The sequence below is a fragment of the Nodosilinea sp. E11 genome, assembly GCF_032813545.1.
In the GTDB taxonomy this organism is placed as follows: Bacteria; Cyanobacteriota; Cyanobacteriia; order Phormidesmidales; family Phormidesmidaceae; genus Nodosilinea.
This window is the reverse complement of record NZ_CP136520.1, coordinates 2,983,940-3,008,710: the sequence shown is the minus strand read 5'-3', so window position 1 is coordinate 3,008,710 and position 24,771 is coordinate 2,983,940. Positions and strand designations below refer to the sequence as shown.

Genomic DNA, 24,771 nt, shown 5'->3' with positions numbered 1-24,771 from the left:
TTCTAGTCAGCAAACTTTCTGAGTCAAAGCAGTCTTCCATGGTGGGCAATGCCCACCCTAAAAAGCATTTTGAATAATTTAAGGTGCATGACGGCTCTCTACAATCGCCCGCTGCACCCTCCAAGCTTGAGACGGATGGAGACTCTCCGCTTCTCAAGAGTCCTGGTTCTTCGGGGTAGTTGAGCCAGGACTTTTACTGTCTACAGAGCCAACTTTTCTACCAAACAAACACCGTCGAAATCCGCCGAATGCCCCCATGGTGTTACCGCGCTAGTCTAGGATAAGCAGCAATCGAGCGATTCGATGAGACAGAGTCCCTGAGTTTAACTACCCCTGAGTCGATATTAGGGCTAGCGAGCACCGGTATGGGAGAGGTCTACACTACCAAAGTTGAGGCTGAGAGCAATGTTGATGTTCTCAAACATATTCACCAGCCAAGCCACGGTTTCGCTAGAGGCCGTTTCATAGTGATTAAACAACATTGAAAAGCGTCTATCTAGAAAGGGCCTGACCTTTTGGCAAATTAGCAAAATTCTCAGCAGCAGTCCTGTGGTGTGAATTGGCCCCAGGTTATTAATCAAATCGAGAAACACGTAGTGTTGTCGCCCGGCGCTGGGATCCATAACCAAAAGGTTAAATAAGTTGCTACAGGTACGCACTTTCAGAAAATCATCGACAGGCTTACCATCGCTATCGGCAAAAGCAGTAAGCAGGTGATCGTGCAGCATGGCTTTGAACTGTCGCTGGCTATAGCTAGAGTCGACATCGGCAATGATGTACTCAAACAGGTCTTCTTTAAACTGTCTAAAAGAGGCACCCTGGTTGTGGGCAAGCAAAAATCGCTGGGCCCCATCGCGATAGCTTTGGCCATGGTCGCGACGCCGGGCAAATTGCTTAAGCGACGACACTAGATCTTGGTCGTTGAGTAGGGTTGGGTTGGGCACGACCCGCAGCCTTTCAAAATCTGTCTGCCCCTGGCGGTGCATCCGTCCCTGGCGCACTCGGTAGGTAACATAGTGGCTGAGGTTTACCTCAAACTTGTGCTGAGCTTCAGCCTGCATGGTACGCACATACTGTTGATGTTGCAGATCGCTGTCTTCGGTCACCAGACAGTGTTCATAGAGGTAGGGATAGCGGTTAATTAATGCCCCCAAGGGCACTGCCATAGCCTGCCGATTGCGGGGCAGCGCAGAATGGCGAGCCTCGATCACACGAGCGAGGCGCTTGAGGGCTAGGTACTGCTCAGTGTCGAGAAACCCTTGGGTAACCTGACGCAAACGACGCACAGAGCGCGATCGCGATAGTTCTGACATCCGCTCAGTCGGAGTAGTCTCTAGCAGCTCGACCAGCAGGGGGATAGCAGGCTGAAGCTGCGTATTGGTTTGCCAACGGTTGATGAGAATGTGGCAGCAACGGTTGAGAATAAAGCGGAAATAGTCTTCAATTTCGTAGCAGCTGAGCAAGCGATCAAGGGAAGCCACCACATCGCGATCGGGATAGCCAAACCCATCTAGAAAGAGCGCCTGAAAGCGATCAATCATAGCATCGGGAGACTCTACCGCCACACAGGCAAGTAAGTGACTATACAAGTGTTGTTCATCAGCACTTGTAGTTCGGCTGTTATAGGTTGCTTTTGTCTTCACGGCTTCACCGCCCTTGCCCCATCAACAGATGAGCTCAAGTAACCAGGCTCATACAGACTGCGATGAGAAAAACTCGAAATTGACTCACTTGCTAAGGTTACGACCCTAAGAGATGCACGGTTTTGATGGCAGTAACAGTCCTTCAGTCTATTAAAACCATTAAAGAACCACACTCGCGTCAGTTTTTACACTGAGCTCCCATCCGAATATCTTTAGATTACTGCCTGGATTTTCCGGTTTCGGGGTATATGTCGGTAGGGTTAACGAAATTCAGGTGAACCTTTTAACCCAACTATGAGGCCACTATAAACCCCAAGCTTAATGTTGGGCTCCTAACCTATGCCTCTGTCGCGTACCTAAGAGCTCCTAAACAATAGCTTGAAGCCCAATTCCTGAAAAGGGGGCTTACAGCCATCACCTAGTTTGACAAGCCTAACCCGCTGCGCCAAGCCTGCCTATTGAGCTCAGTCGGCCGGCCTGACCAATAGAATACCCAAACTCCAGAAGCGGATTTCATCCTATCTCTGCTCTCAATTCCTTTACAATCAAATCACCTTACAGAAAAGCTCTGGTAAAGACTAAATCCAGCGCTATGACCGCTACAGCATTTTAGGTTGAGGTTATGGGTTTTTCGTCACTGGCTACCTTGGCAGCAGCTATACAGGCTCCCTTAGACAAGGTGCCACTACCAACTCAGCAGATTTGCGTAGCAAATATCACTACAGATACTAGAGATATCCGTGAAAATGCCCTCTTCGTAGCGCTGGTAGGTGAGCGATTTGATGGCCATGATTTTGTCGAAGCCGCGATCGCCCAAGGTGCCCTTGCTGCCGTTGTCGAGCAAGGTAGACAATTATCTCACCTGCCCTGTCTACCGGTAGCCGACACCCTAGTGGCTTACCAAGACCTAGGTCATTGGTGGCGCACCCAACTCCCGACCCGCATCATCGCGATTACTGGCTCTGTCGGTAAAACCACCACGAAAGAATTGATCGCGGCGGCTCTGGCGACCCAGGGCTCGGTACACAAAACCCAAGCCAACTACAACAATGACATTGGGGTGCCCAAAACCCTGTTGCAGATCCAGCCAGACCACGCCTTTGGGGTTGTTGAAATGGGCATGCGGGGGCCGGGAGAAATTGCCCGCTTGGCTCGGATTGCGGTGCCCGATGTGGCGGTGATTACCAACGTGGGGACGGCTCACATTGGTCGTTTGGGGTCAGAGCAGGCGATCGCTGAGGCCAAATGTGAGCTACTGGCTGAGTTGCCCAAGCAAAGCATCGCTGTACTCAACCACGACAATCTCCGGTTGATGGCGACGGCTAGCACCGTATGGTCGGGGAGAAGTCTGACGTTTGGTTTAGAGGGTGGTGATGTCCAGGGGCAACTCATCGATGCTCAAACCTTAGAGGTTCAGGGAATCAAACTGCCCCTACCGCTGCCCGGTCGCCACAATGCCCTCAATCTGCTGGCGGCGATCGCAGTGATGCAGGCCCTTGATCTCGACTGGCGAGTCCTCAGTCAGGGCTTGGCAGTAGAGCTACCCGGTGGCCGCGCCCGGCAGCTTGCCCTGGCCAATGACATCGTGCTGCTCGACGAGACCTACAACGCTGGGGCAGAGTCAATGGCTGCCGCGCTGCACCTGCTGGCCGAAACGCCTGGCCAGCGACGGATCGCCGTGCTGGGAACCATGAAAGAGCTAGGAGAACGATCGATTGATCTCCACCGTCAGATAGGGCAGTTGGTCGGCCAACTGGGGCTAGATGCTCTGCTGACGTTAGCCGATCCCGAGGAGGCCCTGGCCTTGGCGGAGGGGGCTACAGGCGTGCACACCCTAGCGTTTACCGACCACGACTCGCTGGCGCAGCATCTACTAGAGAGCCTGCAACCGGGCGATCGCGTCTTGCTAAAGGCCTCACGCTCTGTTGCGCTCGATCGGGTGGTCGATCAACTGCTCAAGACCCTACTGCCCCCCGTTCTATAACGCCCTAGTCGTAAACTGCGACGCTATGACATAGGGCATTTAACCCCATGCCGCAGATAACCGGTGATTAATGGCTAGTACGGGTTGGCAGAGATAGGGCAACCATTGCTGAGGATTTCAGGTGCTGGGTTTCAGGTGCCAGGAACAGTTGGCTGATTTATGCCGCAGGGTCCTAGACAGGCAGCCGGGATTAAAGAAGTCTAAAAATAGTCGTACTCAGCCGTCGGATTCATGGGGTCGGGAGCAAAGGCCAGCCACAGCGGAAATTGCAGCAGCGCCAGACTAATCACCGATTCGGCTTCATCGACCACAATAAACGGTAGGCCATTGTCAGCGGTGATGCGATCGGCTCGCTGCGCTAGGGGCTCAGGCGCATCGAACAGCATTACCCCTTGGCCGGTGCCAAAGTCGCCCCGAGAGATGCCCAGGCAGTCTTGCAACCCCCGTCGCCACTCGCCCAGCCGCTCAGGGCTATTGGATAGCACCAGCGTGCGCAGGCGGTTACCGTAGAGAGCATACAAAATCGACACGGCCGCCGAAGCCACCAGCACATTTTGCAGGCGGCTGCCCATGCTCTTAACAGCCCCGCGCCCTCCCTGGGCAAAGAACCAATTAGACACTCGCTCAGCGTGGATGGGCTCGAAGGTGCGGCGCAATTGCCACACCGGGCCATAGTAATCGGGCCGCATGCGGTACTGGTCGAGCAAACTGCGAATGCGCTCGGTCTGGTCTTGGAAGCTGTTTGAAGCAAAGGCAGGCTGAGCCCCAGAAGGCTCGGCAGCGGCTCGACGGGAGGAGGAGCGATCGCGCCCACGCTCTACCTCTGGCATAGCAGTAGGTCGAGCCGCTGGAGCCAGGTCAAGTTGCTCTGCCGCCACCGCCAAATCTTGCAGGCTGCCCACCAGGTAATCTTTAAAGCCCTGCACTCGCACCGCCAAGTCTTGGGATGCCCCCGCAAAGGTTGTGCGCATTTCGACTTGAATGCGCTCTTGGCGTCGCTCCAGAGTTTCAATTTCTTGTTGCAGGGTGCGCTTGCGCTGCTCTAGGTCTGCAGTGCCCTGCTGCACCATGCGGCCAATATCAGTCTGAATTTTTTGAAACTGATCTTGGGTGAGTCGATTGTAGGTCAATTGCAGATCGGCAATGCTGCGCTTGAGGTCAACCTCCTGCTGGCGCAGGGCATCAATGCGAGTGCTCCAGTCTGACTTGAGACCGGTCGAATCAGCCGACCCGACGCTGGCATCACTGCTGCTGCCCCCTCCGCTGGGGTTGTTCCCTAGGCTTGATTTCGATAGCTCCTCTGCGGTCATACCGGCTCCCATAGACCTGTTGTCAGCCTATCAGATGCAGGCCAAATTCGCCCCCGACACCTCAAGAGACAACTGGTCGGGGCCTATTTCCTAGGTCTACAGCTACCCGGTCTTGCCCCGGCCCTAGGCCACAGCCTCTTAGGCTGGGTCTTGAGCCAAAGCACAATGGGTTTCAAGGCAAGCCCGCAGTGCTGGGGGGCTAAATAAAACCGGCAAAAAGTGAATGCTGTTGACCTCACGAAAGTAAAACAGCACCGGCACCGGCTCCCAAAAAATCTCCCAATGCTGCCACTCAGCATAGGGAAAGTGGCGAATTACGGTATCTCCCCGATACACGTCTAGGGCTGTCTCGGTAAACCGCAGAGTAAGGATTTTGGCCTGCACCATCAAAAATAGTCCAAAGGCACCGACAATGCCGCCGATCCACAGGTTGGCTAGCGCCAGGGGAATTGCAGCCCCCATCACCACCAACGGAATGCGGTAGCTAGCGGGCAGGTCAGTGTAGGTAGCCGTTGTAGTTGAGGTCACGGATTTATGCGCGATAGGGACAATTACTCAAAAGTATAGTTGGTCTAAAAGTTGCTGATGACGGCACTGCCGGTTCCCTGAAACATCACCCAAGAAAGAAAAAAGTTGCTAATGAAGATGGCCAGTAGCGCCGTCACCACGGCGGTGGTCGTAGATTGGCCTACGCCTTTAGCACCACCAGTAGTGGTTAATCCCCAACTAGTACCAATGATGGCAATCAAAATGCCAAAGAAAAAGGCTTTGATTAATGAACTAACCAGATCCCAAATGGAGAGAAAATTCTTAGCCGAGTCTAAGAAGACCGATAGCGGAATGCCGTACTGATTGGTAGCAATCAGCATTCCGCCGGTCATACCGGTAATAAACGATAGTACGTTGAGCAAAGGCAGCATCAAAGCGCAGGCAATTACCCTGGGAATGACTAGATAGTCAATCGGATCGGTTTTGAGAATTTGTAGGGCATCGATCTGCTCAGTGACGCGCATGGTGCCAATTTCGGCGGCAAAGGCCGACCCAACCCGACCGGCGATGATCACCGCCGTTAACACAGGGCCAAGTTCTCGGGCCAAGGTGAGGGCTAGCACACCGCCTACTGCCGCTCCAGCGCCAAAGCTGAGAAATTCTCGCGTGACTTGAATGGTAAACACCATGCCTACAAAGGCTGCGGTGATCAGAGCAATCAGCAGCGACTCTGGCCCCACTGCCGCCATTTGATCTAGGGTATTGCGCCGATGCAAGGGGCGTGAAATTAGGTGCATAACCACCTGACCCGACAAAAAGGTGGCCGCTAGCGCCCGCCGCCCCCACTGCCTCAAGTTTGAGCTATCCGCCGCCTGTGTCAATGCCCGACCCCTCTAAGGAAGAAAATAAAGGACAATACTGATGGAACCAGTTGGCGTAGGTGACGTCACCGAGGAATGCCAGCCCTCTGAGCCAGCCAGCCTCGGGACTGCGATCGCAACCTATAGTCGAGCAGTGCGATCGCTCTAGGGTTGTTACAAACACAAGTCCTGTTACAAACACAAGCCCTGTTACAAACACAAGTCTATGGGAACTTTACCCAGGTTTAGAGGCTTTGACAACTGCCTTGAGGCAGGTCGCTATCCTCCCCAGACTAGGGGTGTGGTCATTGCCTGTAAGACTCCACTATCCTGAAAGGCGGAGTCTAACCCGCCCGATTTCGCCGGTATTGTTTCTCTCAGTGTTGTTTCACCGTGTTTGAGTACAGCCTATGACTGGAAAACCGCAGACGGCCCGAGGGTATGTAGCCGTTCAGCGCCTGCGCCCGGCTTTAGTCGGCCTAATGGCCATAGTCGGCCTTTGGCTTTGGTGGCCCATTGCTCCAGCAGCGGCGCGCGAGCCTCTGCACAGCGCCCAGGCCATTCAGCCCTACCTCGATCGGGTTGCCGATGCGGTTACCGAGTTCACCCTCGACAACGGCATGGCGTTTATTGTCATGGAGCGACACCAGGCCCCGGTAGTGTCGTTTATGATTCACGCCAACGTGGGCGCGGTGGATGAAACCGACGGCAAAACTGGCGTGGCTCACTACTTAGAGCACCTTGCCTTTAAGGGCACCAGCCGCATTGGCACCCGAGATTTTGCGGCCGAACAGGCCGTCTTAGACCAGCTAGATGCTGTATTTACCAACCTGCTGGCGGCCCAAGCCGCAGGCGATACGGCCCAGGTCACACAGCTTGAGAGCGAGTTCGAAACCCTACGACAGCAGGCAGCCAGCTTTATCGAGCAAAACCAGTACGGCCAGATTGTGCAGCAAGCGGGTGGGGTCGGCCTCAATGCCACTACCTCCGCCGATGAAACCCGCTACTTCTACAGCCTGCCCGCCAACAAGCTAGAGCTGTGGATGTCGCTGGAGTCCGATCGCTTTTTAGATCCCGTTTTTCGTGAATTTTACGAAGAAAAAGACGTAATTCTCGAAGAGCGCCGCATGCGGGTCGACAATTCTCCCATTGGCACCATGATCGAGCGATTTTTGGAGGAGGCGTTTGTCAGCCATCCCTATCGCCGCCCGGTAATTGGCTACCAAGACGATCTATTCGTTGCCACTCGCGACGATATTCAAACGTTCTATGACACCTACTACGGCCCTGGCAACCTGACCGCCGTGGTGGTCGGCGACGTAAACCCCGCCGAGGTGAAGCGTTTGGCAGAAGTGTACTTTGGTCGCTACCCGTCGAGGGCGGCCCCCCCCGAGCCGACCATTGATGAACCGGCGCAAACTACACCCAGGCAGTTTACGCTCACGCTGCCCTCAGAACCCTGGTACTTAGAGGGCTACCACCGACCTAGCCTGGGCCATCCCGACCACGTGATCTACGGCATGATTGAGAGCCTGCTGGTGGGGGGCCGCACTTCTAGAATTTACAAAACCGTCGTGGATGATGCCCAAGTTGCCTTAAATATTGGCAGTTTGAATGGGTTTCCGGGCGATCGCTACGACAATATTTTCTTACTCTACGGGCTAACCGCACCGGGCAACAGCCCCGATGAAATTGGCGCACTTTTCGCCCAAGAGCTCCAGAAACTTCAGCAAGAACCCATTAGCGCCCAAGAGCTAGACCGGGTGAAAACTCAAGCCCGCGCTGGGCTGCTGCAAAGCCTAGCCTCCAATAGCGGGATGGCATCGTTGCTAGCTGAGTATCAGGCTAAAACCGGCGACTGGCGCAATATCTTCGACAATCTCACCGCCATTGAGGCTGTTTCGGCAGCCGACATTCAGCGGGTAGCCCAAACGCTATTTCAACCCACCAACCGCACCGTTGGCAAGCTATTGCCGCCCCCATCGGCACAGTAGCCCTGGGGCTTGGGGCTAGTGAACTCAGTCAGTCGTCAAAACAAACCTATTCGAGACCTACGGTAGTGAAACGCACAGTGATGAATGCGAACAGTTGGTTGAGGGGTGGCCGTCGCACCCTACGGCGGGGCCTCATGCCAATACTGGCTCTGGTCGGGCTGTTGGGGGTATTGCTGTTGGCTTGGCAGGCTCCGGCTAATGCCCAAACACCGCGCTTTTACGACGAGCTAGAGTTTCCACCCCTGCGGGATATTGAGATTCCGGCCTACGAACGCTACACACTGCCCAATGGGTTGGTGGTCTATCTGCTGGAAGATCATGAACTCCCCTTAGTCAGTGGCTCTGCTACCTTTCGGACGGGTTCACGGTTTGAACCCGCTGACAAAGTAGGCCTGGCCAGCCTGACAGGCGACGCCATGCGCGCCGGAGGCACAACCCGTCTCGATGCCGATGCCCTCAACCAGCAGTTAGAACAGCGGGCGGCATCAATCGAAACCAGTATTGACCTGAGCGAGGGTACCGCCAGCTTTAGATCGTTGACCGAGGATACCGAGGCGGTATTTGGCCTGTTTGCCGATGTGATTCAGCGGCCTGCCTTTGCTAACGACAGAATTGACTTGCTCAAGCGCCAGTACAGCGGTAGCATTGCCCGCCGCAACGACAATCCTGACGGCATTACCAGCCGCGAGTTTCGCAAATTGGTGTACGGGGCCGACAGTCCCTACGCCCGCACTACAGAATACGCCACCCTAGCGGCCATCAGCCGAGCCGATATTCAGCAGTTTTACCAAGCTTCGATCCGCCCTGAACAAACCATTTTGGGGATTGTGGGCGACTTTGACAGCGCCCAAATGAAACAGTGGATTGCCGCTTCCTTTGGCGACTGGCAACCGTCAGGCGTAGAGTTAAACGCGACTATGCCCCAGGTCAACCAGGCGAGGGCCGGAATTTTTACGGTGGCGCAGCCCCAGCTCACCCAGAGCTACATTCAGCTCGGTCACCTAGGTGGACAGCTCGACTACCCCGATCACGCTGCTCTGGCGGTGATGAATGAGGTATTGAACGGTTTTAGCGGGCGGCTGTTTAACGAGGTGCGATCGCGCCAGGGGCTGGCCTACTCGGTCTATGCTTTTTGGTCGCCCCGTTACGACCACCCCGGCCTGTTTGTTGGCGGCGGCCAAACCCGTTCTGAAGCCACGGTGCCCTTTATTCGATCTACCCTGGCCGAGATCAACCGCATGCGCACCACCCCAGTGACTGCTGACGAACTGGCTCAGGCTCAAGATGCGGTGCTCAACAGCTTTGTGTTTAACTTTCAAAGCCCTGGCCAAACCCTGGCCCGTCTAATGCGCTACGAATACTACGACTATCCCCAGGATTTTGTCTTTCAGTTTCAAGACCAGGTGCGCCAGACTACCGCGTCGGATGTGCTGGCTGCGGCCCAAGCCCGGTTAGCCCCAGACCAGATCGTCGTTTTGGTAGTCGGCAACCCCGAGGCGATCCAGCCGAGCCTCGATTCGTTGGCACCGAATACTGCGGTTACCCCCATTGACATCACGATTCCCCAGCCGGGAGCGTGAGGGGGTAGGCGATATAGCTAGGCATTTTGGTCAGCGTTACCTAGATCAGCCTCGCCAGAGTCCGTCTCTTCGACAGTGTCAAACCACTCACCAGGCAGCATTCGAGTGGTTTCGTTAGCGGCTTCTGGATCATCCATGTTGTCGGTAGCAACACTGTCAATGTGCACACCATAGGCAAGATGACCTGCGTACCCAGAGGCGCTGGGGTCAGCAATATCGTCGGCGGGAAACTGCGATCGCAACACCGCCTCCACCTCGGCCAGATCAGCCAACACGGCTTCGGCCCGCTGATAGCGATCGGTAAAGTCGTAAAACACGAGTCGGCTGATAATATCGGCGAACCTAGGGTCAAGCTTAGAGGCTTCATGACGCCAGATCAATTCGCCATTGACATCGCGGCGGAGGGCATAGGCCGGTATGCCCGTCAACGCCTCAACGGCCGTGATGCCCAAGGCGTAGAGGTCGCTGCCATACTTAGGCAATCCAGCCGACTGCTCACTGGGCATATAGCCCTGGGTGCCGACCCCCACGGTAGAGGTAGAGGTGAGGTTGACGCCAGTATCAGCCAGTTGGTTGGAGATGAGCTTAACCGCGCCAAAGTCAATCAGCACTAGCTGCCCGTCTGACTGCCGCCGAATAATATTTGAGGGCTTAATATCGCGGTGAATGACGCCCTGGTCGTGGACAAAGGCCACCACCGGCAATAGGCCTAGTAACAGGTCGAGCACATAGGTCTGGGGCATCGGCCGGCGAGAGGCTAGCTCATCTTTGAGCAGGCGGCCCTCGATCATTTCTTCTACCAAATAGAAAGAGTTTTGCACCTCAAAATAGGCCAGCAATCGCGGAATCTGCGGATGATGACCCAGTTTTTCTAAGGTTTCAGCCTCGCCTTCAAAAAATCGACGCCCGAGCCGGTGAGCTCTGGGATCATCGCTGATGATCCGTAGCTGTTTGACAACGCAGATGGGCGAACCTGGGCGCTGGGTATCTTCGGCCACATAGGTTTCGCCAAAGCCCCCCGACCCCAGCAGTTGCACAATCCGGTAGCGGTTGGCCAACAGCAGGCCAATCACCTCTGCTTCCCGCAGTTTGAGCAGGTCTTGCAGGTCGTCTTGCTGACTGATGATTTCCTGCACAATGGGAGAGGTGACGTACTGCTCTAGGGTTTGGCGCAGGCGTTGCTTGCGCAGTTGCTCGGTGATGATATCGGCCACGATGTAGGTGCTGCCTAACACCATCAGCCCCACGATGGGTGCCCCGGTAGGCAGCAGCAGGTCCAGGCCCACAAAGGCTCCGTAGCTTAACCAAAACCAACTGCCCAGGCTAGCCGCCGTCCAACCCAGGCGGGCAATAGGGCGGTTAAATCGCCGCAGCAGCAGCACAAATCCAGCCCCACCCACGAGCACCAACAGCCCCCGCAACCAGGGGTTGGGAATGCCCAGACGCAGCGTGTAGCCACCGCGCAGATTGGCAATATCGGTGGCTAAAATCTCGACGCCGGCCATTTTTTCGGGGTGCAGCAGAGTTTCTGAAAAAGGAGCTTGGTGAAGGTCTTGCAGAAACTTGGCGGTCCCGCCAATCAGCACAATTTTGTTTTCAAAGTAGCGCCCGTCGTTGAGGTGGTTAGCCCAGGGGTCGGGATCGAGCACGTACCAAAAGGGCAGGTGGTGGAAGCTGCGAGTCGGCCCGTAGAAGTTGAGGAAGTCTCCCCGGTAGGAGGGGTGATCGATGTTGGCAGCCTTCAGCGTGGCCTCGGCAAAGGATTGGGTGGTCTCGACATCGCTCTCTAGGCTACTGGCAGCATCAATCTCGGCTAGGCTGAGGCCAAGGTCGTTGAGGTAAGCGCGCCCGTGGCGGTGAATCCGACTATCGGGCTCAATTGGAGAATTGACGTTGCCGATATGAACGGGGGTATTGAGTAACTGAGGAAGCGGCTGGGTGGGGCGCACCAGCGCTCCCTGGCGTAGCTGGGCATCATCGACGGAGGTGGCCAGCACCACGCGATCGCCGTAGCGAGTCAGCACGTCGGTCAGGGCCTGGTCATCGGCAGGGCCGTAGCTGCTGTCGGAAAACATGAGCACATCGACCGCCACCGCCTTGGCCCCAGCCTCTAGCAACCGCTCAATGGCGATCGCATAGGCACGACGCTGCCACGGACTACCGGCAATGGGGGCGAGGTGACCATACTGATCCGGGTCAGCCCGGTAGTATTCGGCCTGACCAAAAGACTCGTCATCCATGGCCAGAATGACGATGTCGTTGGGGGGGGCAACTGGGCCACGAATGTCAAAAAAGAGGGTTTGAATTTGCCCCTCAAGCAGCCGAGCTGGAGTCGAATCGGTGGCCACGTGAGCCGCCACAAAACTGAGCCACAGACCAGCCAGCGAAAGCTTGACCCAGTCGCGCTTGATCTGTCGCTGCATCCAGCCTTTGACGCGGTAGCCCGTAGAGAAGTCGGCGGTCTTAGTCTTTGACGACAGAGTCATGGGCGATCGGGGGCGAGGGTTAGGCCGCTGCCTACAGCAGGAAGACAGGCCAATGGGGGCACCCCTAGCTTAATCATCAAACCATCCCAGTGGGAAAGGAGTTTACGGAATCTTAGCCCCAGCAGGCTAGGGAATAGCGATCTGATCGCCGCTGTCGAAGTGAGCCTGCAACCGCAACGTTAACGATTGCAGCAAACCGGGAGCCAGCTGGGGATGGGGAACTGTGTCGGCCATGATCAAGGTGGCGAGCACTGCCCACAGCAGACGATGCCACTGGAGAGGGAGACGGGCATGAGTTGACATAGGACAAACCGCCTAAACTGGCAGGGACATTTGAGAGCGTAACATCCTGCAATTAAACTAAACGGTTTGGTTAAATTAGTCAATTCCTTTTTAAGATAAAGCTAGAGCAGCGATTGAAACAGCCTAATCCGTTCCAGTCATACCGAGGCAGTATTCTAAGAGAGACTAGGAGGCGATCGCTGCCGGCAGCCTGGAATGGTGTTTGCCCGACAAGTGGGTGGTATACATTAATTAGCCTGAACAGGAGGGGTCAACGCGTGGTTCAAAGTCCGCCAGTGCTGAATGACAAAGCGGTTCAGATTTTGCAGGGAGCCATGCAAGAGTTTCTGCAAAACGGATACGCTGGCACCAGCATGGACAAGGTAGCCGCTACGGCTGGGGTATCTAAACCGACGGTTTATAACTATTTCAAAGATAAAGAGGGACTGTTTCGCGCTCTGATTCAGTATGTAGCCCAGGCTCGATGCGCCCAGGTGATGGGCGATGGCAACCTGGAGGGTCGCCCCGAAATAGTGCTGCGCCGCCTGATCTCTAACGCCATTGAGAGCGAGTTGCACGACCTTGACTACCAAAACTTTGTGCGCCTGGTAGCGGGCGAGTCGGGCCGGTTTCCCCAGCTGGCCCAGGCCTTTGTGGAGTATCTAACCAAGCCTGCCGCCGATCAGCTGACCGCCTACCTCAAAACCTGCCCAGAGCTGAACTTGCCCGACCCAGAGGCGACGGCCCGGATCGTGCTGGGGGCCACGATATTTTTTATCATGACCCAGAGCATGATGCACGGAGAGCACATCATGCCGATGGATCCGCAGCGGCTGATCGATAGCCTGGTGAGTCTGGTGATGCGATCGCAGGTCGCCTAGACAGCCCCAGCCAGCTCTGCCGGTAGATCGATCTCGCCGCCGTCTGGCCCTTCGAGCACAAAACCAGCATCGCGAATCATGGCATAGTCGGCCTGAGCTGCTTGGCCTGGGGTAGTGAGATAGTCGCCCACAAAAATCGAGTTAGCCGCGTATAACCCTAGGGGTTGTAGCTGTCGCAGCTGCACTTCCCGCCCCCCGGCAATACGAATTTCTTGGGCGGGCAACAGCAATCGATAGAGACAAAGAATCCGCAGGCACTGGCGCGGGTTGAGGTCTTGCCGCCCCTCAAAGGGGGTACCCGGAATGGGAATGAGGAAATTGAGCGGCACGCTGGTTACCTCTAGCCGCCGCAGGGCCAGGGCCATATCAATGATGTCATCGTGAGATTCGCCCAGGCCAAAAATGCCGCCCGAGCAAGTCGTCATGCCCGCTGACTGCACTGCTTGAATGGTTGCCGTGCGATCGTCAAAGGTGTGGGTGGTGCAGATATCGTCGTAGTGGTTTTCGCTGGTGTTGAGATTGTGGTTGACCCGGTCAACTCCCGCCGCCGCCAGTCGCTGGGTTTGCGACTCATCGAGCAGGCCCAGGCAGGCACAGATTTTCATCGGGTACTGGGCCTTGACCTGGCGTACGGCATCGAGCACTTCGCCAAAGACACGCTCTGAGGGCGATCGCCCTGAGATCACCATACAAAACGTGCCCGCCTTCAGGCTATTGGCCCGCTCGGCGGCAGCCAAGATTTTCTCCTGGGCCATAAAGGGATACTTTTCAATCTCAGCGCCAGAAAGCTTCGATTGAGAACAGTAGTGGCAATCTTCGGGACACAGGCCGCTCTGGGCATTGAGCAAAAAGTGCAGCCGCACCCGGTTGCCCCAGTAATGACGACGCACCCGGTAGGCCGCCGCCAACTGATCGAGCAGCTCTGTATCGGGGGCGGCGAGCACCGCATGGGCCTGATCGCGGCTGATCATGTCCCCGGCGAGAGCCTGGTCTGCCAAGGCTTGCCAATCAACGCGAGCGGGTGCAATGGGGGTAACGGTCATAGCAATGAGGTCAACTATTCTGGATTAGATCAGGCTTCCATTGTCTCAGATCAGATCCCCCTGCCCTTGCTGAGGCGACTTCTGAAAACTGTCGCCCCTGGCAGTGCCCACCCTACGGTGGCTACAGTCACCGCAGAAAGCCGGATCTGCTTTTCTAGAAATCTCCTCAGTCTTTTTCTGGGCCTTTCGTAGGGCAAATCTGGGTTAGCTGGCTTCGAGCACCCTAACGCCTACGGTACTGGTGTTGAAGTTGTAGAGGTCGCCATCAAGCTCGATCTGAGTTCCGACCTTGACCTTGCTATTGCCAAATACCGGCCCGGTGGAGGTGATTTGGGCGTTGTCTTCGAGGGTGATCAGCATGTCAATGGTGTAGTTTAGCTCTGGGCGAGGGTCAGGCACCGCCAGCACTGTGCCATCGGGCTGAGGGGCCACCGTACTGCGAGGCAGCTTTTGCACACTTTTGATTTTGACTTTGCCGTAGGGTTGGTTACGAATAATAATGTTGGTGGTTTCAGAGTTTTGAATTGACTGAAACAGCCCTTCGGGGTCAGAGGAGGTCAGCCCTCGCACCATGACATCTACTTCCACCGGTTGGCTAGTAGACCCCACCTGAGCCACCGACCCCGAGGTGCCGGGGTAGAGAAAAATGCCAAATAGCACCATCAAGATAATCAGCGCTGCTGCCACATCTAAGATGCTGACTTTGCCAAACAGGCGGCCTTTAGAGTCAAGTAGAGTCATGGCTTAGGTGCCCTCGACGGAGGGAGGGAGTGAAGGATTTTGTGCAGGAGAATGCCGATACCATTGAACCACAGGCAGACTCCTTTGGGGCGCATGCCAGCCAGCTCGTGGTTGGGCACCACGTTAGCTACCGCTAGGGTACCAAGCACAGGGGCCAAATTTATTATTGACCACTGGTTGTGGTCGTCAGTAACTGAGCCGGGCAAGATGGTAGTAACTACGACCCTCAGCAGCACGTGAGGCGCTCCTTCCTATGCTTTCTCCTCTCACTTATCTCAAGCAGAATTCTCTGCTGCGGCGCGGGCTTTACAGTCTTATGGCCGCCCTGATGGCGATTACCATTGGCCTGGCCACCCCAACGCCCTCCCATGCCAGCATTTTTGACCTGATTTTTCAGGGCATTCGCTATGTGCAGCTGGGCAATATGTCTAATCGAGATGAGGTTAACCTGGGCACTCAGATCGACCGGCAGCTCAAGGCCCAGCAAGGGGTAAGAATTTATAACCGCAACGCGTCTATTAATAGCTATATCAACGAAATTGGGCAGCGCCTGGCGGCTACCAGCGATCGCCCCGATTTGCCCTATACCTTTCAAGTGGTTGACGACAACAGCGTCAATGCCTTCGCCACTACCGGAGGCTTTGTTTACATTCAAACCGGACTGATTCGCGCCGCTGAAAACGAAGCCGAGCTGGCCGGGGTGATGGCCCATGAGATCGGCCACATCACCGGACGGCACGCCCTCAACCAAATGCGACAGCAGGCTCTGGCCAGCGGCGTAGCTGGCAGTCTTGGCGTGCGTCAAGATGCCCTGGTGGGTCTGGGGGTGCAGTTGGCTCTCCAGTTGCCCAACAGCCGTGAGGCCGAGCACGACGCCGATCGCCGAGGGTTTCACAACTTAGGACGGGCAGGCTACGATACTGCGGGCTTCATTAGCTTTATGCAAAAGCTGGAGGGTAGAAATACTGCCGAATTTCTCAGCACCCACCCCAACCCCGGCAACCGGGTAAACAACCTTCAGAGCATGCACAATGCTGGCACCTACGCCAATGCCGGAGCCGGTACCGATGCGGCGGCCTACCGCAACCGCATTCGCGGTCTATAGGCTCGGGTTGTTCTCCCCCTGCTGACGACGACAGACCCTCAATCCCCAAAAGCCCAGATCTGGATCGTGATGGATCCGCTGGGCCTTTGGGGATTGTTGTTTAAGGACCTGGTAAAAAGCCGGTACCGATGCGGCGGCCTACCGCAACCGCATTCGCGGTCTATAGGCTCGGGTTGTTCTCCCCCTGCTGACGACGACAGACCCTCAATCCCCAAAAGCCCAGATCTGGATCGTGATGGATCCGCTGGGCCTTTGGGGATTGTTGTTTAAGGACCTGGTAAAAAGCGGTGCTGTCGCCCCCCGTGAGCACGATCGCCCCCTCGGGCCAATCGGCCTGCCAGGCGGCAATAAAGTCGCCCATGCTCGCTAGCTGGGTATGCCAAACACCGCTGGCGATCGCCCCGGCTGTATTGGTAGCCCAGCGCTGAGGCCACGGATCTAAGGTTAGATCGGCGCTGAGATCTAAGGCCGGTAGCTGATCGGTATGGGCATGCAGGGCGCGAAACTGCGATCGCAGTCCCGGCACAATGGCACCACCAATCAACCGTTGGTCTACCCCAGCGGTAAAGGTCAGGGCAGTGCCGCAGTCGATCACCAGCACAGGCCAGCCCCAGGTTTCACCCGCTCCCACCAAGGCCAAAGCGCGGTCTACTCCCAGGGTAGGGTAGGTATTTTGCAGGGGTACCTGGGCCGTTTCCACCCGATTTAGCCTGGGGTAATCTGCCAGCCAGTCCACCGGAGACGCGACCACCGAAGCCATCCACAGGGGAGGATAGGTTTGGGGTGACCAGAGCGAATCGGGCCGATCAGCCGGTAAGGCCGGGTTGATGCCGAGCTGCCACCAGACTGCGATCGCAAAGCGACCCTCCTGGAGCTGCTGCACTTGAGCGGCAGTCAAAGGAGCGGTGTGCCAGGCCCCTAGCCAGCGATCGCCCTCAAAGGCCCCCCAATGCCAGCGGCTATTGCCAATAATTAATGCCAACCAGGACTGCTGAACTAGACCCATCACTCAATAGCTACCCAGTTAGACACAGCAGAGAAGCCTGCGGGCCGACATCAAATCAATTCATCAATCCATGATTGAGCGAGGCCATACCGATAATTCCCTAGGGCAGCACAGCCCTTGGCCAGCACTTCAATCGACCAGAAAAGCGTGGCCAGCCGCTAAAATCAATAATTTAAGCATCGCCCCTTTAAACAACTGAAGAGTGACCATCGTGGCCACTCTTCGTTAAGACTTTTGCTGTATGTGAGCCAGACAACCTTGGGGTTATCTTGACCAAACTAGGTTGCTTAACCGAGGTAAACACCTCTTGAATAAACAGAAAATGGAGCAGAATCAGAAAACTCACTAAACTACAGGTGCTCTTGTCAACCCATTGCCTGACCGGCATCTAGAGTAGGTAAGGCCAACAATGGCCACCTCAAGGAGGGTTGATATGCAGCAAATTTGGTTGGTTTTATGACCTACAAGCCAGCTCAAACAAACTGTTAAATTGAGGAGAGCTTGTTGGGCTATTCAGTTGTTTTCCATGTATCCAAATTATCACAGCAAAAGAGCAGTGGGAAGGTTGTTGGCCAATTGTTACCCCTCGTTACAGGGGTTAGCAATGGTAACAAAACTCTCCCCAAAAAATAAAGTTTTGCCATCTTCTCCTCACGGACGGTGTAGGGGTGCGGAAAAAGCTGACATACATAGCAATGGCACTCGCCTCATCACGCTAGATTGAGCGGGTCAACATCTATGGTGAGGCTGACTGCGGCTGGGCAGTGCTGCTTCAACCCCTGCACATTGGGAAGAGGTTGATGGAGCGGCCCTTTAATCAACAAATGCCAGCGAAAGCGGCGCGCTACCCGAGGAATGGGAGCCGGGGCGGGGCCTAGCAGCTGATAGTCAGAATCGCCCAATAGCTGGGTTACATCATGGGCAAGCCTTTCGGCGGTTTGCTGCACCAGCTCAGCCTCAGTGCTGCTCAGCCGCAGCAAAATCATTTGCCCAGCGGGAGGGTACTGCAACATCTGCCGCTGCGCCCATTCTTCGGCGATAAACCCCTCATAGGCATGGCGGGTAACCGCTTCGACCACCGGATGATCGGGGGTATAGGTCTGCAACATCACCTGCCCCGGCTGCCTGCCCCGGCCCGCGCGACCCGCTACCTGAATCAGCATCTGCAAGGCCCGTTCACTGGCCCAGTAGTCGTTCATATATAGGAGGCCGTCGGCGGCGATAATGCCGACTAGAGTGACCTGAGGTAGATCAATGCCCTTGGTTAACATTTGAGTGCCCACTAGCAGATCGGCCCCGCCCTCGGCAAACCGGGTGAGCAAAGCGCGGTGGGCTCCTTTCGTGCGCGTGGTATCGCTGTCGAAACGAATGCAGCTCAACTCGGGAAAGGTTTCGGCGATGGCATTAACCACCCGCTGGGTACCGCTGCCAAAGTGCTTTAGGTAGGGCGAACTGCATTGGGGGCAGTGCTTAGGGTGACCCTGGCTAAAGCCGCAGTAATGACAGCGCAGCGTCATTGGGCTATGGGCTCCTGGCTGATGGTATGAGAGCGACACATCGCAGTGGGGGCACATCATGACGTGGCCACAGCTGCGGCACGAGACAAAACTGCTGTGCCCCCGCCGATGAATGAACAATAGACCCTGGTTACCATCGGATTTCATCTGGGTCAACGCCGTTTGCAGGGGGCGGCTGAGAATGCTGCGGTTGCCGTCTTGCAGCTCTTCGCGCATGTCTATGACGTTGACCTCGGGCAGCGGTTGGGCCTGCACCCGCTGGGGTAGGGAGAGGTAGGTCCAGGGGAGGGAGTGGGGAGAGAGGGGGTGGATGGGTGAATGGGGGGATGGGGGGATGGGGGGATGGGGGGGGGAAGTGCCGGGTTTGGAGGGGGGTGAAGGGCTTTGATGGGCCTCGGCTGCAGGGAAATCGGTGGGTTTTGGGCTGATGGTGGGCAGTGCCGACCCTACTGGTTCTGTTTGGCTTTTGCCGAGGCCCTGGCACTGCACCCAGGTTTCGAGGGAGGGGGTGGCAGACCCGAGCACTAGGGGGCAATTCTCCAGTTCAGCCCGCCAGCGGGCGACGGTGCGGGCATGGTAACAGGGGGCCACGTCTTGCTTGTAGCTGCTGTCGTGCTCTTCGTCGAGAATGATTAGCCCCAGGTTGGGCAGGGGCATAAATATAGCGGAACGAGTACCGACGATCACCAGGGGTTTAAAGGGCTTAAGGCTCTGCCGCCAGGTATCATAGCGTTCGCCATCGGACAGACCGCTGTGGTAGACCCACACCTGATCGCCGAAGCGGCGACGAAAGCGATCGGTGAGCTGAGGGGTCAGGCCAATTTCGGGCACCAGCACCAGAGCCGACTGGCCAGCGGCGAGACGGGGGGCGATCGCCTGTAAGTAGACCTCGGTCTTCCCCGACCCAGTAACCCCGTGAAGCAAAAATTGGCTGCCCTGCTGACTCCTATTTATATAGTTGAGCGCAGTAGCCTGATCTGGGGTTAACGGCTTTGGCCGATCGGCGGTCAGGGTAGGCCCAGCCTCGGTGCGCAACTGTTCTCGCGGTTCGATGACCAAGCAGCCCGCCTGGGTGAGGCGCTTGAGGGTGGGGCTGGTGGTTTGACACAGTTGCAGAGCATCGCTCAACCACAGATCGCCCCCTTGGCGACGAAGCGTGGCAAGAATGTCTTGCTGACGAGGGCTTAGTTCTGAGGGTAAAACATCGCCACAGACGAGGGTAACGGCCTGGCGCTGTTTGGTCTTGGGCGGCTGGGGCGGTGCCAGATACGACTCGACCCAGCCCAGCTGAATTAGCTGCTGGATGGCTCGGTAGCTGTGGCCGCGCTTTTGCAGATAGGGCCAGGTGTAGTCTGCGCTGCGCGATCGCTGAAGGTCATCGAGCAAAGCTATTGCCCCCGGCGGTAGAGCATCGGGAACCGCTAAAGGCAGGCGATCGCGCTTTAACCGCAACCGTCGCTGCGATCGCGCCAGCAGCCCCGGCGGCAAGGCTGTTTTGAGTACCTGCATCAGCGGCACTTGGTAGTGGTCGGCTACCCGCTGCAACAACGCCCAGTAGGGCGGGGCAAAAAACCGCTGTTCGACAATGCCCTCTACCGACCGAATTTGATCGGGCAGCAGGTTAGCTGGGGGGGTCGTCACCAAGGCCAGGGCGATCGCACCAATGCTCTGATGGCGAAAAGGCACCGTTAAGATATCGCCCACCTGCACATTTAAACCAGCTGGTATCGCGTAGGTATAGGTTGCGGGCTGACCGCCATAGTCCACCAAAACGTTGACCCACTGGGGCAGAATTGCACTATCGCCAAAGCCCACGCGTCGTTATCCCGATACATTACCTCTGCCAGTGTAAGAGGTGGATTGAGACGCCGGGAAGAGTCTGCCCTCAATTGCAATCTAACCGCCCAGTCGTTTTCTATTTATAAAGAGTCCTTAGTTTCCACGGTCTGTGGAAAACTTTTCCACAGTTTAAAAAACTTTTCCACAGACCGTGGAAAAGTTTTCCTCACCACTCCAGAAAATTTGAGAGACTCACCGCAAACCATCAGCAAGCGATGTTTGCCTGCCCGGTTGGGTAGATTCTTCCTAGATAGAGATCAATAGATCAACAAAGCAACCGAGGATAGCAAAAATTGGCGGCTAATTACCGCTAAGTTGCCGTTCATTTTGTGGATTCGCTGTTACACTACGCAAGATGCCAAAGAAATGTTACATTGCCTAGGAATTCGTAGAAAAATCCGTATTGTGGACTCACAAAATAAATCCAAAGATTTGGTTTGGGATCAAGAGGTTTTGCTGGAGGGTTGCCGTCGGCAGGGCAGCCTGATATTCATTCTTCAATCTGCATGCTTCGTCCTGTAGGTATACCGTTTTATTTACCCCATGACTACTACGTATAACTCCGACAGAGATAGTTCTATAGCCTGGGCCGACGAATCGCTGGATGGATTTGCCCCCGACCTAAATAGGGTGGCCGAAAAGGTCTCTGCTGCCGATAGCGAATTAACCCCTGACCTAACCGCATGGGACGAAGATCGCGAGGTCTTAGCCAAGTTTTCTCAGTCAGAAGCCATGTCGGAGATGGGGTTGTCGGGCTACAGCAAAACCCTCACCGATGATGCCGTAGGTGCCTTCTTTAAAGAGATGGCCCGCTATCCCCTGCTCAAACCCAGTGAAGAAATTGAGTTAGCCCGGCAGGTTCGCTTCTTATCTAAGGTAGAAGCTGCCAGCGAAAAACTTCAGAAGGAGCTAGGTCGAAAACCTACCCGGCAAGAACTGGTCGAAAAAATGAAGCTCAGCGAACCTGAGTTTACCCAAAAGCTCCATGAGGGTCGCACGGCAAAGCGGCGCATGATCCGATCAAATCTGCGGCTGGTGGTGTCGATCGCCAAGCGCTATTTAAATCGTGGGGTGCCTTTTCTCGATTTAATTCAGGAAGGTGCCCTCGGCCTAAACCGCGCTACCGAAAAATTTGATCCCGACAAAGGCTACAAATTTTCGACCTACGCCTACTGGTGGATTCGTCAGGGCATTACCCGCACCATTGCCAACGATGCCCGCACCATTCGTTTGCCGATCCACATTGTGGAAAAGTTGAACAAGCTTAAAAAAGCTCACCGCGATCTGCGTCGCGATTTACAGCGCAACCCCAGCGAACAAGAATTGGCCGATGCCCTAGATGTGACGGTTGAACAACTGAGAAGTTTGCAGCAGGTGCGCAGGCGATCGCTCTCTCTAAACCACCGCGTCGGCAAAGGCGAAGACACCGAGCTGATGGAGCTGCTCGAAGACAGCCGTACCCAAACGCCGGAGTCAAAAATTAGCGAAAACATGATGCGCCAGGAGATTACCAGCGTGCTGGCCGAGGTGCTGACCGAGCGCGAAAAAGACATCATTACCCTGCGCTATGGCCTCACCACGGGCGAAACCCACACCCTCGAAGAGGTGGGCGGCATCTTTAATCTGTCGCGGGAGCGGGTGCGCCAAATTCAAACTAAGGCCATGCGCAAGCTGCGGCGGCCCCAGGTAGCCGCCCGCCTAAAGGGCTGGCTCAAGTAGGGGCAAACGGTGGTTTGCCCTCCGGCAGTTGTTGGCCCTCCGGCAGCAGACTGTCTCCCAACCCAATTTCCCTCCAGGATCTCCCCTGCCCCCCTTAGTAAAGGGGGGTTTTAGTTGGTATACAGCGCCCGACACATGGATGCCATTCACCTCACCAACATTCGCGCCTACGGCTACACGGGGGCACTGCCCGAAGAAAATGTGCTGGGCCAGTGGTTTCAGGCCGACATTATTCTGTACTTGGATTTAGCAGAAGCCACCCAGAGCGATCGCCTCACCGACACCCACGACTACCGCACTGTGATCGCGGGCACTCAGCAGATTATTCGAGAAGCCAAGTTTGCGCTGATTGAGCGGCTGGCAGGGGCGATCGCCGCCTCTGCCCTAGAGTCTGATCCGCGCCTACAGCGGGTGACCGTCAAAGTAACCAAGCTCACCCCCCCCATTCCTGACTACACCGGCCAGGTCGCAGTCGAGATTAGCCGCGATAGAATCCAGTAGGGGCAGACGGTCGTTTGCCCTGAGCCTATGGGGTAATTTAATCCTGCTGGCGGCAAAGCATTTGGTGGGCAGTGCCCACCCTACGGAGGTTATGGCTTCTTCTACAGCAGATCAACGACAGCAGTTGCGGGATGAGCTAGAGCGCATGCCCGACTGGCTGCGGCGACCCATTGGCAAGGCCAGCGAGATCTCGACGGTGCAGCGGATTGTCAAAGAGCGGCAGATTCACACCATTTGCGAAGAGGGCCGCTGCCCCAACCGGGGTGAATGCTACGCCAACCGCACCGCTACGTTTTTGCTGATGGGGGCGGTGTGTACCCGCGCCTGCGCCTTCTGCCAGGTAGACAAGGGCCACGCCCCCATGCCCCTCGACCCCCACGAACCCGAAAAAGTAGCCGAATCGGTGCGACTGCTGGGTCTGCGCTATGTGGTACTGACCTCAGTAGCGCGGGACGATTTGCCCGACCACGGGGCAGGCTGGTTTGTGCGGGTGATGGAGACCATTCGCCAGGTGAACCCAGGCACGGAGATCGAAGTGCTGACCCCCGATTTTTGGGGTGGGCCAACCCGCGAGGCTGGCCAGGCCGATCGCATTCAGACCGTCGTAGCGGCCAAACCCACCTGCTATAACCACAATTTAGAAACCGTGCGACGGCTGCAAGACCCGGTGCGGCGGGGGGCCAAGTACGATCGCTCTCTGCGAGTGCTGGCCTTAGTCAAAGCGTTTGACCCCACTGTTCCCACCAAATCGGGGCTGATGGTGGGCCACGGCGAAACCGAGGCTGAGCTAATCGAGGCCATGCAAGATTTGCGGGCGGTGGGGTGCGATCGCCTCACCCTCGGCCAGTATATGCGCCCCTCCCTCGATCACCGCCCGGTCGATCGCTACTGGACACCGGAGGAATTTGACCACCTGGGGAATATTGCCCGCGACCTGGGGTTTACCCACGTGCGATCTGGCCCGCTGGTGCGCAGTTCGTACCACGCCGGAGAGGCCCCGTGAGTGGAACCCCCTGGCGGCTGCTTCCATTCCTAGAAGCGCCCGGTGCCGTGCACATGGCGATCGATACCTGGCTGCTCGACCAGCACCAGCACCACGGCCACCCGCCCACGCTGCGGTTCTACACCTGGCATCCGGCGGCAATCTCGCTGGGCGTCAGCCAGCGCAACCAAATTCCTGAGCACTGGCAACACCTGAGCTGGCAGGGGCAGCCTGTGGATCTGGTGCAGCGACCCACAGGCGGGCGCGGCGTGCTGCACCAGGGCGATCTAACCTATGCGGTGGTGACCTCGCAGCTGGCTGGAAACCGTGACCAGGCCTATCAATTTCTGTGCCAGTTCTTGATCAAAGGCTGGGCAGAACTGGGTGTATCCCTCAAGTTTGGCCAACCAGGCCGAGACTATAGCCGATCGCCCAACTGCTTTGCCCTGGCCACCAGCGCCGATTTGGTCGATGCCCACGACCACAAAGTGATCGGCAGCGCCCAGCGACGACGGGGTGCCTACCTGCTACAGCATGGATCGATCGCTCTTCACCCCGACCCAACCCTCTGGCAGCAGGTCTTTCAGACTCCTGCGCTGCCGCCCAGCCAAGCCCAGATCGCCATGCAGAGCACACTCACCCTAGATCAGGTGATCGCCTCGCTCACCCAGGCCGCTAGCGACTGTTTTGGCGCGCAACTCGTAACCCAGCCGTTGACCGAGCTAGAGTGGGCCGACATTGATGCGATCGCCCACAAAAAAGGCCCGGAGTGCCAGCGCACCGGGCCATCTGCCGTAAAGACTTAAGCG

19 protein-coding genes are annotated in these 24,771 nt (G+C 56.4%); 9 read left to right on the top strand and 10 right to left on the bottom strand.

The features are described 5' to 3' along the window. Window positions 1-350: 350 nt before the first annotated feature. Complete coding sequence (locus RRF56_RS15535; protein WP_317034080.1) at window positions 351-1,541, bottom strand: hypothetical protein; 1,191 nt, start codon at window positions 1,539-1,541, stop codon at window positions 351-353. 724 nt (window positions 1,542-2,265) lie between these two features. Between RRF56_RS15535 and RRF56_RS15530 the strand changes: the two genes are divergently transcribed. Then, on the top strand, window positions 2,266-3,627 hold the full coding sequence (locus tag RRF56_RS15530; RefSeq protein ID WP_317034079.1) for a UDP-N-acetylmuramoyl-tripeptide--D-alanyl-D-alanine ligase: 1,362 nt from the start codon (window positions 2,266-2,268) through the stop codon (window positions 3,625-3,627). 200 nt (window positions 3,628-3,827) lie between these two features. Here RRF56_RS15530 and RRF56_RS15525 read toward each other — a convergent pair whose 3' ends face one another. From RRF56_RS15525 to RRF56_RS15515, 3 genes are all read right to left on the bottom strand, one after another. Beyond that, window positions 3,828-4,937 (bottom strand): DUF3086 domain-containing protein, encoded by a 1,110-nt coding sequence (locus RRF56_RS15525; protein WP_317034078.1) that lies wholly within the window; start codon window positions 4,935-4,937, stop codon window positions 3,828-3,830. 138 nt (window positions 4,938-5,075) lie between these two features. Then, window positions 5,076-5,465 (bottom strand): DUF3119 family protein, encoded by a 390-nt coding sequence (locus RRF56_RS15520; protein WP_317034077.1) that lies wholly within the window; start codon window positions 5,463-5,465, stop codon window positions 5,076-5,078. A 44-nt stretch (window positions 5,466-5,509) separates the two neighbouring features. Continuing rightward, complete coding sequence (locus RRF56_RS15515) at window positions 5,510-6,307, bottom strand: MlaE family lipid ABC transporter permease subunit (RefSeq protein WP_317034076.1); 798 nt, start codon at window positions 6,305-6,307, stop codon at window positions 5,510-5,512. Window positions 6,308-6,696: 389 nt separating this feature from the next. Between RRF56_RS15515 and RRF56_RS15510 the strand changes: the two genes are divergently transcribed. Both RRF56_RS15510 and RRF56_RS15505 read left to right on the top strand, forming a co-directional pair. Next, a complete protein-coding gene (locus RRF56_RS15510; RefSeq protein WP_317034075.1) occupies window positions 6,697-8,280 on the top strand; it encodes a pitrilysin family protein in 1,584 nt (527 codons plus the stop codon). 134 nt (window positions 8,281-8,414) lie between these two features. Then, complete coding sequence (locus RRF56_RS15505; RefSeq protein ID WP_317034074.1) at window positions 8,415-9,860, top strand: pitrilysin family protein; 1,446 nt, start codon at window positions 8,415-8,417, stop codon at window positions 9,858-9,860. A gap of 17 nt (window positions 9,861-9,877) precedes the next feature. Here the strand turns inward: RRF56_RS15505 and RRF56_RS15500 are convergent, their stop codons facing one another. Both RRF56_RS15500 and RRF56_RS15495 read right to left on the bottom strand, forming a co-directional pair. After that, on the bottom strand, window positions 9,878-12,346 hold the full coding sequence (locus RRF56_RS15500; RefSeq protein WP_317034073.1) for a serine/threonine-protein kinase: 2,469 nt from the start codon (window positions 12,344-12,346) through the stop codon (window positions 9,878-9,880). Between the two features lie 126 nt (window positions 12,347-12,472). Beyond that, window positions 12,473-12,649: a hypothetical protein gene (locus tag RRF56_RS15495; RefSeq protein WP_317034072.1), complete on the bottom strand. Its 177-nt coding sequence runs from the start codon at window positions 12,647-12,649 to the stop codon at window positions 12,473-12,475. Between the two features lie 257 nt (window positions 12,650-12,906). Between RRF56_RS15495 and RRF56_RS15490 the strand changes: the two genes are divergently transcribed. Then, window positions 12,907-13,509: a TetR/AcrR family transcriptional regulator gene (locus RRF56_RS15490; RefSeq protein ID WP_317034071.1), complete on the top strand. Its 603-nt coding sequence runs from the start codon at window positions 12,907-12,909 to the stop codon at window positions 13,507-13,509. On the opposite strand, the gene bioB is transcribed toward RRF56_RS15490, so the two are convergent. Continuing rightward, entirely contained in the window at window positions 13,506-14,552 is a 1,047-nt protein-coding gene (bioB, locus tag RRF56_RS15485) for a biotin synthase BioB (RefSeq protein WP_317034070.1), read from the bottom strand. The genes RRF56_RS15490 and bioB overlap by 4 nt on opposite strands. A 204-nt stretch (window positions 14,553-14,756) precedes the next feature. Next, complete coding sequence (locus RRF56_RS15480) at window positions 14,757-15,293, bottom strand: DUF4330 domain-containing protein (protein ID WP_317034069.1); 537 nt, start codon at window positions 15,291-15,293, stop codon at window positions 14,757-14,759. Window positions 15,294-15,546: 253 nt separating this feature from the next. Between RRF56_RS15480 and RRF56_RS15475 the strand changes: the two genes are divergently transcribed. Continuing rightward, entirely contained in the window at window positions 15,547-16,398 is an 852-nt protein-coding gene (locus RRF56_RS15475) for a M48 family metallopeptidase (protein ID WP_317034068.1), read from the top strand. A 160-nt stretch (window positions 16,399-16,558) separates the two neighbouring features. Here the strand turns inward: RRF56_RS15475 and RRF56_RS15470 are convergent, their stop codons facing one another. Beyond that, on the bottom strand, window positions 16,559-17,404 hold the full coding sequence (locus RRF56_RS15470; RefSeq protein ID WP_317034067.1) for a pantothenate kinase: 846 nt from the start codon (window positions 17,402-17,404) through the stop codon (window positions 16,559-16,561). Between the two features lie 710 nt (window positions 17,405-18,114). Beyond that, the gene (gene priA / locus RRF56_RS15465; RefSeq protein WP_317034066.1) at window positions 18,115-20,736 is read right to left on the bottom strand and encodes a primosomal protein N'; all 2,622 of its coding nucleotides are present in this window, start codon (window positions 20,734-20,736) and stop codon (window positions 18,115-18,117) included. 567 nt (window positions 20,737-21,303) lie between these two features. Between priA and RRF56_RS15460 the strand changes: the two genes are divergently transcribed. The 4 genes from RRF56_RS15460 to RRF56_RS15445 all read left to right on the top strand — a co-directional run bounded on the left by RRF56_RS15460 (window position 21,304) and on the right by RRF56_RS15445 (window position 24,768). Continuing rightward, window positions 21,304-22,479 (top strand): RNA polymerase sigma factor, RpoD/SigA family, encoded by a 1,176-nt coding sequence (locus RRF56_RS15460; protein WP_317034065.1) that lies wholly within the window; start codon window positions 21,304-21,306, stop codon window positions 22,477-22,479. Window positions 22,480-22,614: 135 nt separating this feature from the next. Further along, window positions 22,615-22,980, top strand: a complete 366-nt coding sequence (folB, locus tag RRF56_RS15455) for a dihydroneopterin aldolase (protein WP_317034064.1) — start codon at window positions 22,615-22,617, stop codon at window positions 22,978-22,980. Between the two features lie 91 nt (window positions 22,981-23,071). After that, on the top strand, window positions 23,072-23,983 hold the full coding sequence (gene lipA / locus RRF56_RS15450; protein ID WP_317034063.1) for a lipoyl synthase: 912 nt from the start codon (window positions 23,072-23,074) through the stop codon (window positions 23,981-23,983). Further along, on the top strand, window positions 23,980-24,768 hold the full coding sequence (locus RRF56_RS15445) for a lipoate--protein ligase family protein (protein WP_317034062.1): 789 nt from the start codon (window positions 23,980-23,982) through the stop codon (window positions 24,766-24,768). Before lipA ends, RRF56_RS15445 begins: the two co-directional genes overlap by 4 nt. The last annotated feature ends 3 nt before the right edge of the window (window positions 24,769-24,771 follow it).

Coding starts and splice junctions, on each gene's coding strand:
- RRF56_RS15525 (WP_317034078.1), bottom strand. CDS start 4,937: ATGACCGCAGAGGAGCTATCGAAATCAAGCCTAGGGAACAACCCCAGC.
- RRF56_RS15460 (WP_317034065.1), top strand. CDS start 21,304: ATGACTACTACGTATAACTCCGACAGAGATAGTTCTATAGCCTGGGCC.
- lipA (WP_317034063.1), top strand. CDS start 23,072: ATGGCTTCTTCTACAGCAGATCAACGACAGCAGTTGCGGGATGAGCTA.
- RRF56_RS15470 (WP_317034067.1), bottom strand. CDS start 17,404: ATGGGTCTAGTTCAGCAGTCCTGGTTGGCATTAATTATTGGCAATAGC.
- RRF56_RS15480 (WP_317034069.1), bottom strand. CDS start 15,293: ATGACTCTACTTGACTCTAAAGGCCGCCTGTTTGGCAAAGTCAGCATC.
- RRF56_RS15500 (WP_317034073.1), bottom strand. CDS start 12,346: ATGACTCTGTCGTCAAAGACTAAGACCGCCGACTTCTCTACGGGCTAC.
- RRF56_RS15535 (WP_317034080.1), bottom strand. CDS start 1,541: ATGATTGATCGCTTTCAGGCGCTCTTTCTAGATGGGTTTGGCTATCCC.
- RRF56_RS15530 (WP_317034079.1), top strand. CDS start 2,266: ATGGGTTTTTCGTCACTGGCTACCTTGGCAGCAGCTATACAGGCTCCC.
- RRF56_RS15475 (WP_317034068.1), top strand. CDS start 15,547: ATGCTTTCTCCTCTCACTTATCTCAAGCAGAATTCTCTGCTGCGGCGC.
- bioB (WP_317034070.1), bottom strand. CDS start 14,552: ATGACCGTTACCCCCATTGCACCCGCTCGCGTTGATTGGCAAGCCTTG.
- RRF56_RS15495 (WP_317034072.1), bottom strand. CDS start 12,649: ATGTCAACTCATGCCCGTCTCCCTCTCCAGTGGCATCGTCTGCTGTGG.
- RRF56_RS15510 (WP_317034075.1), top strand. CDS start 6,697: ATGACTGGAAAACCGCAGACGGCCCGAGGGTATGTAGCCGTTCAGCGC.
- folB (WP_317034064.1), top strand. CDS start 22,615: ATGGATGCCATTCACCTCACCAACATTCGCGCCTACGGCTACACGGGG.
- RRF56_RS15505 (WP_317034074.1), top strand. CDS start 8,415: ATGCCAATACTGGCTCTGGTCGGGCTGTTGGGGGTATTGCTGTTGGCT.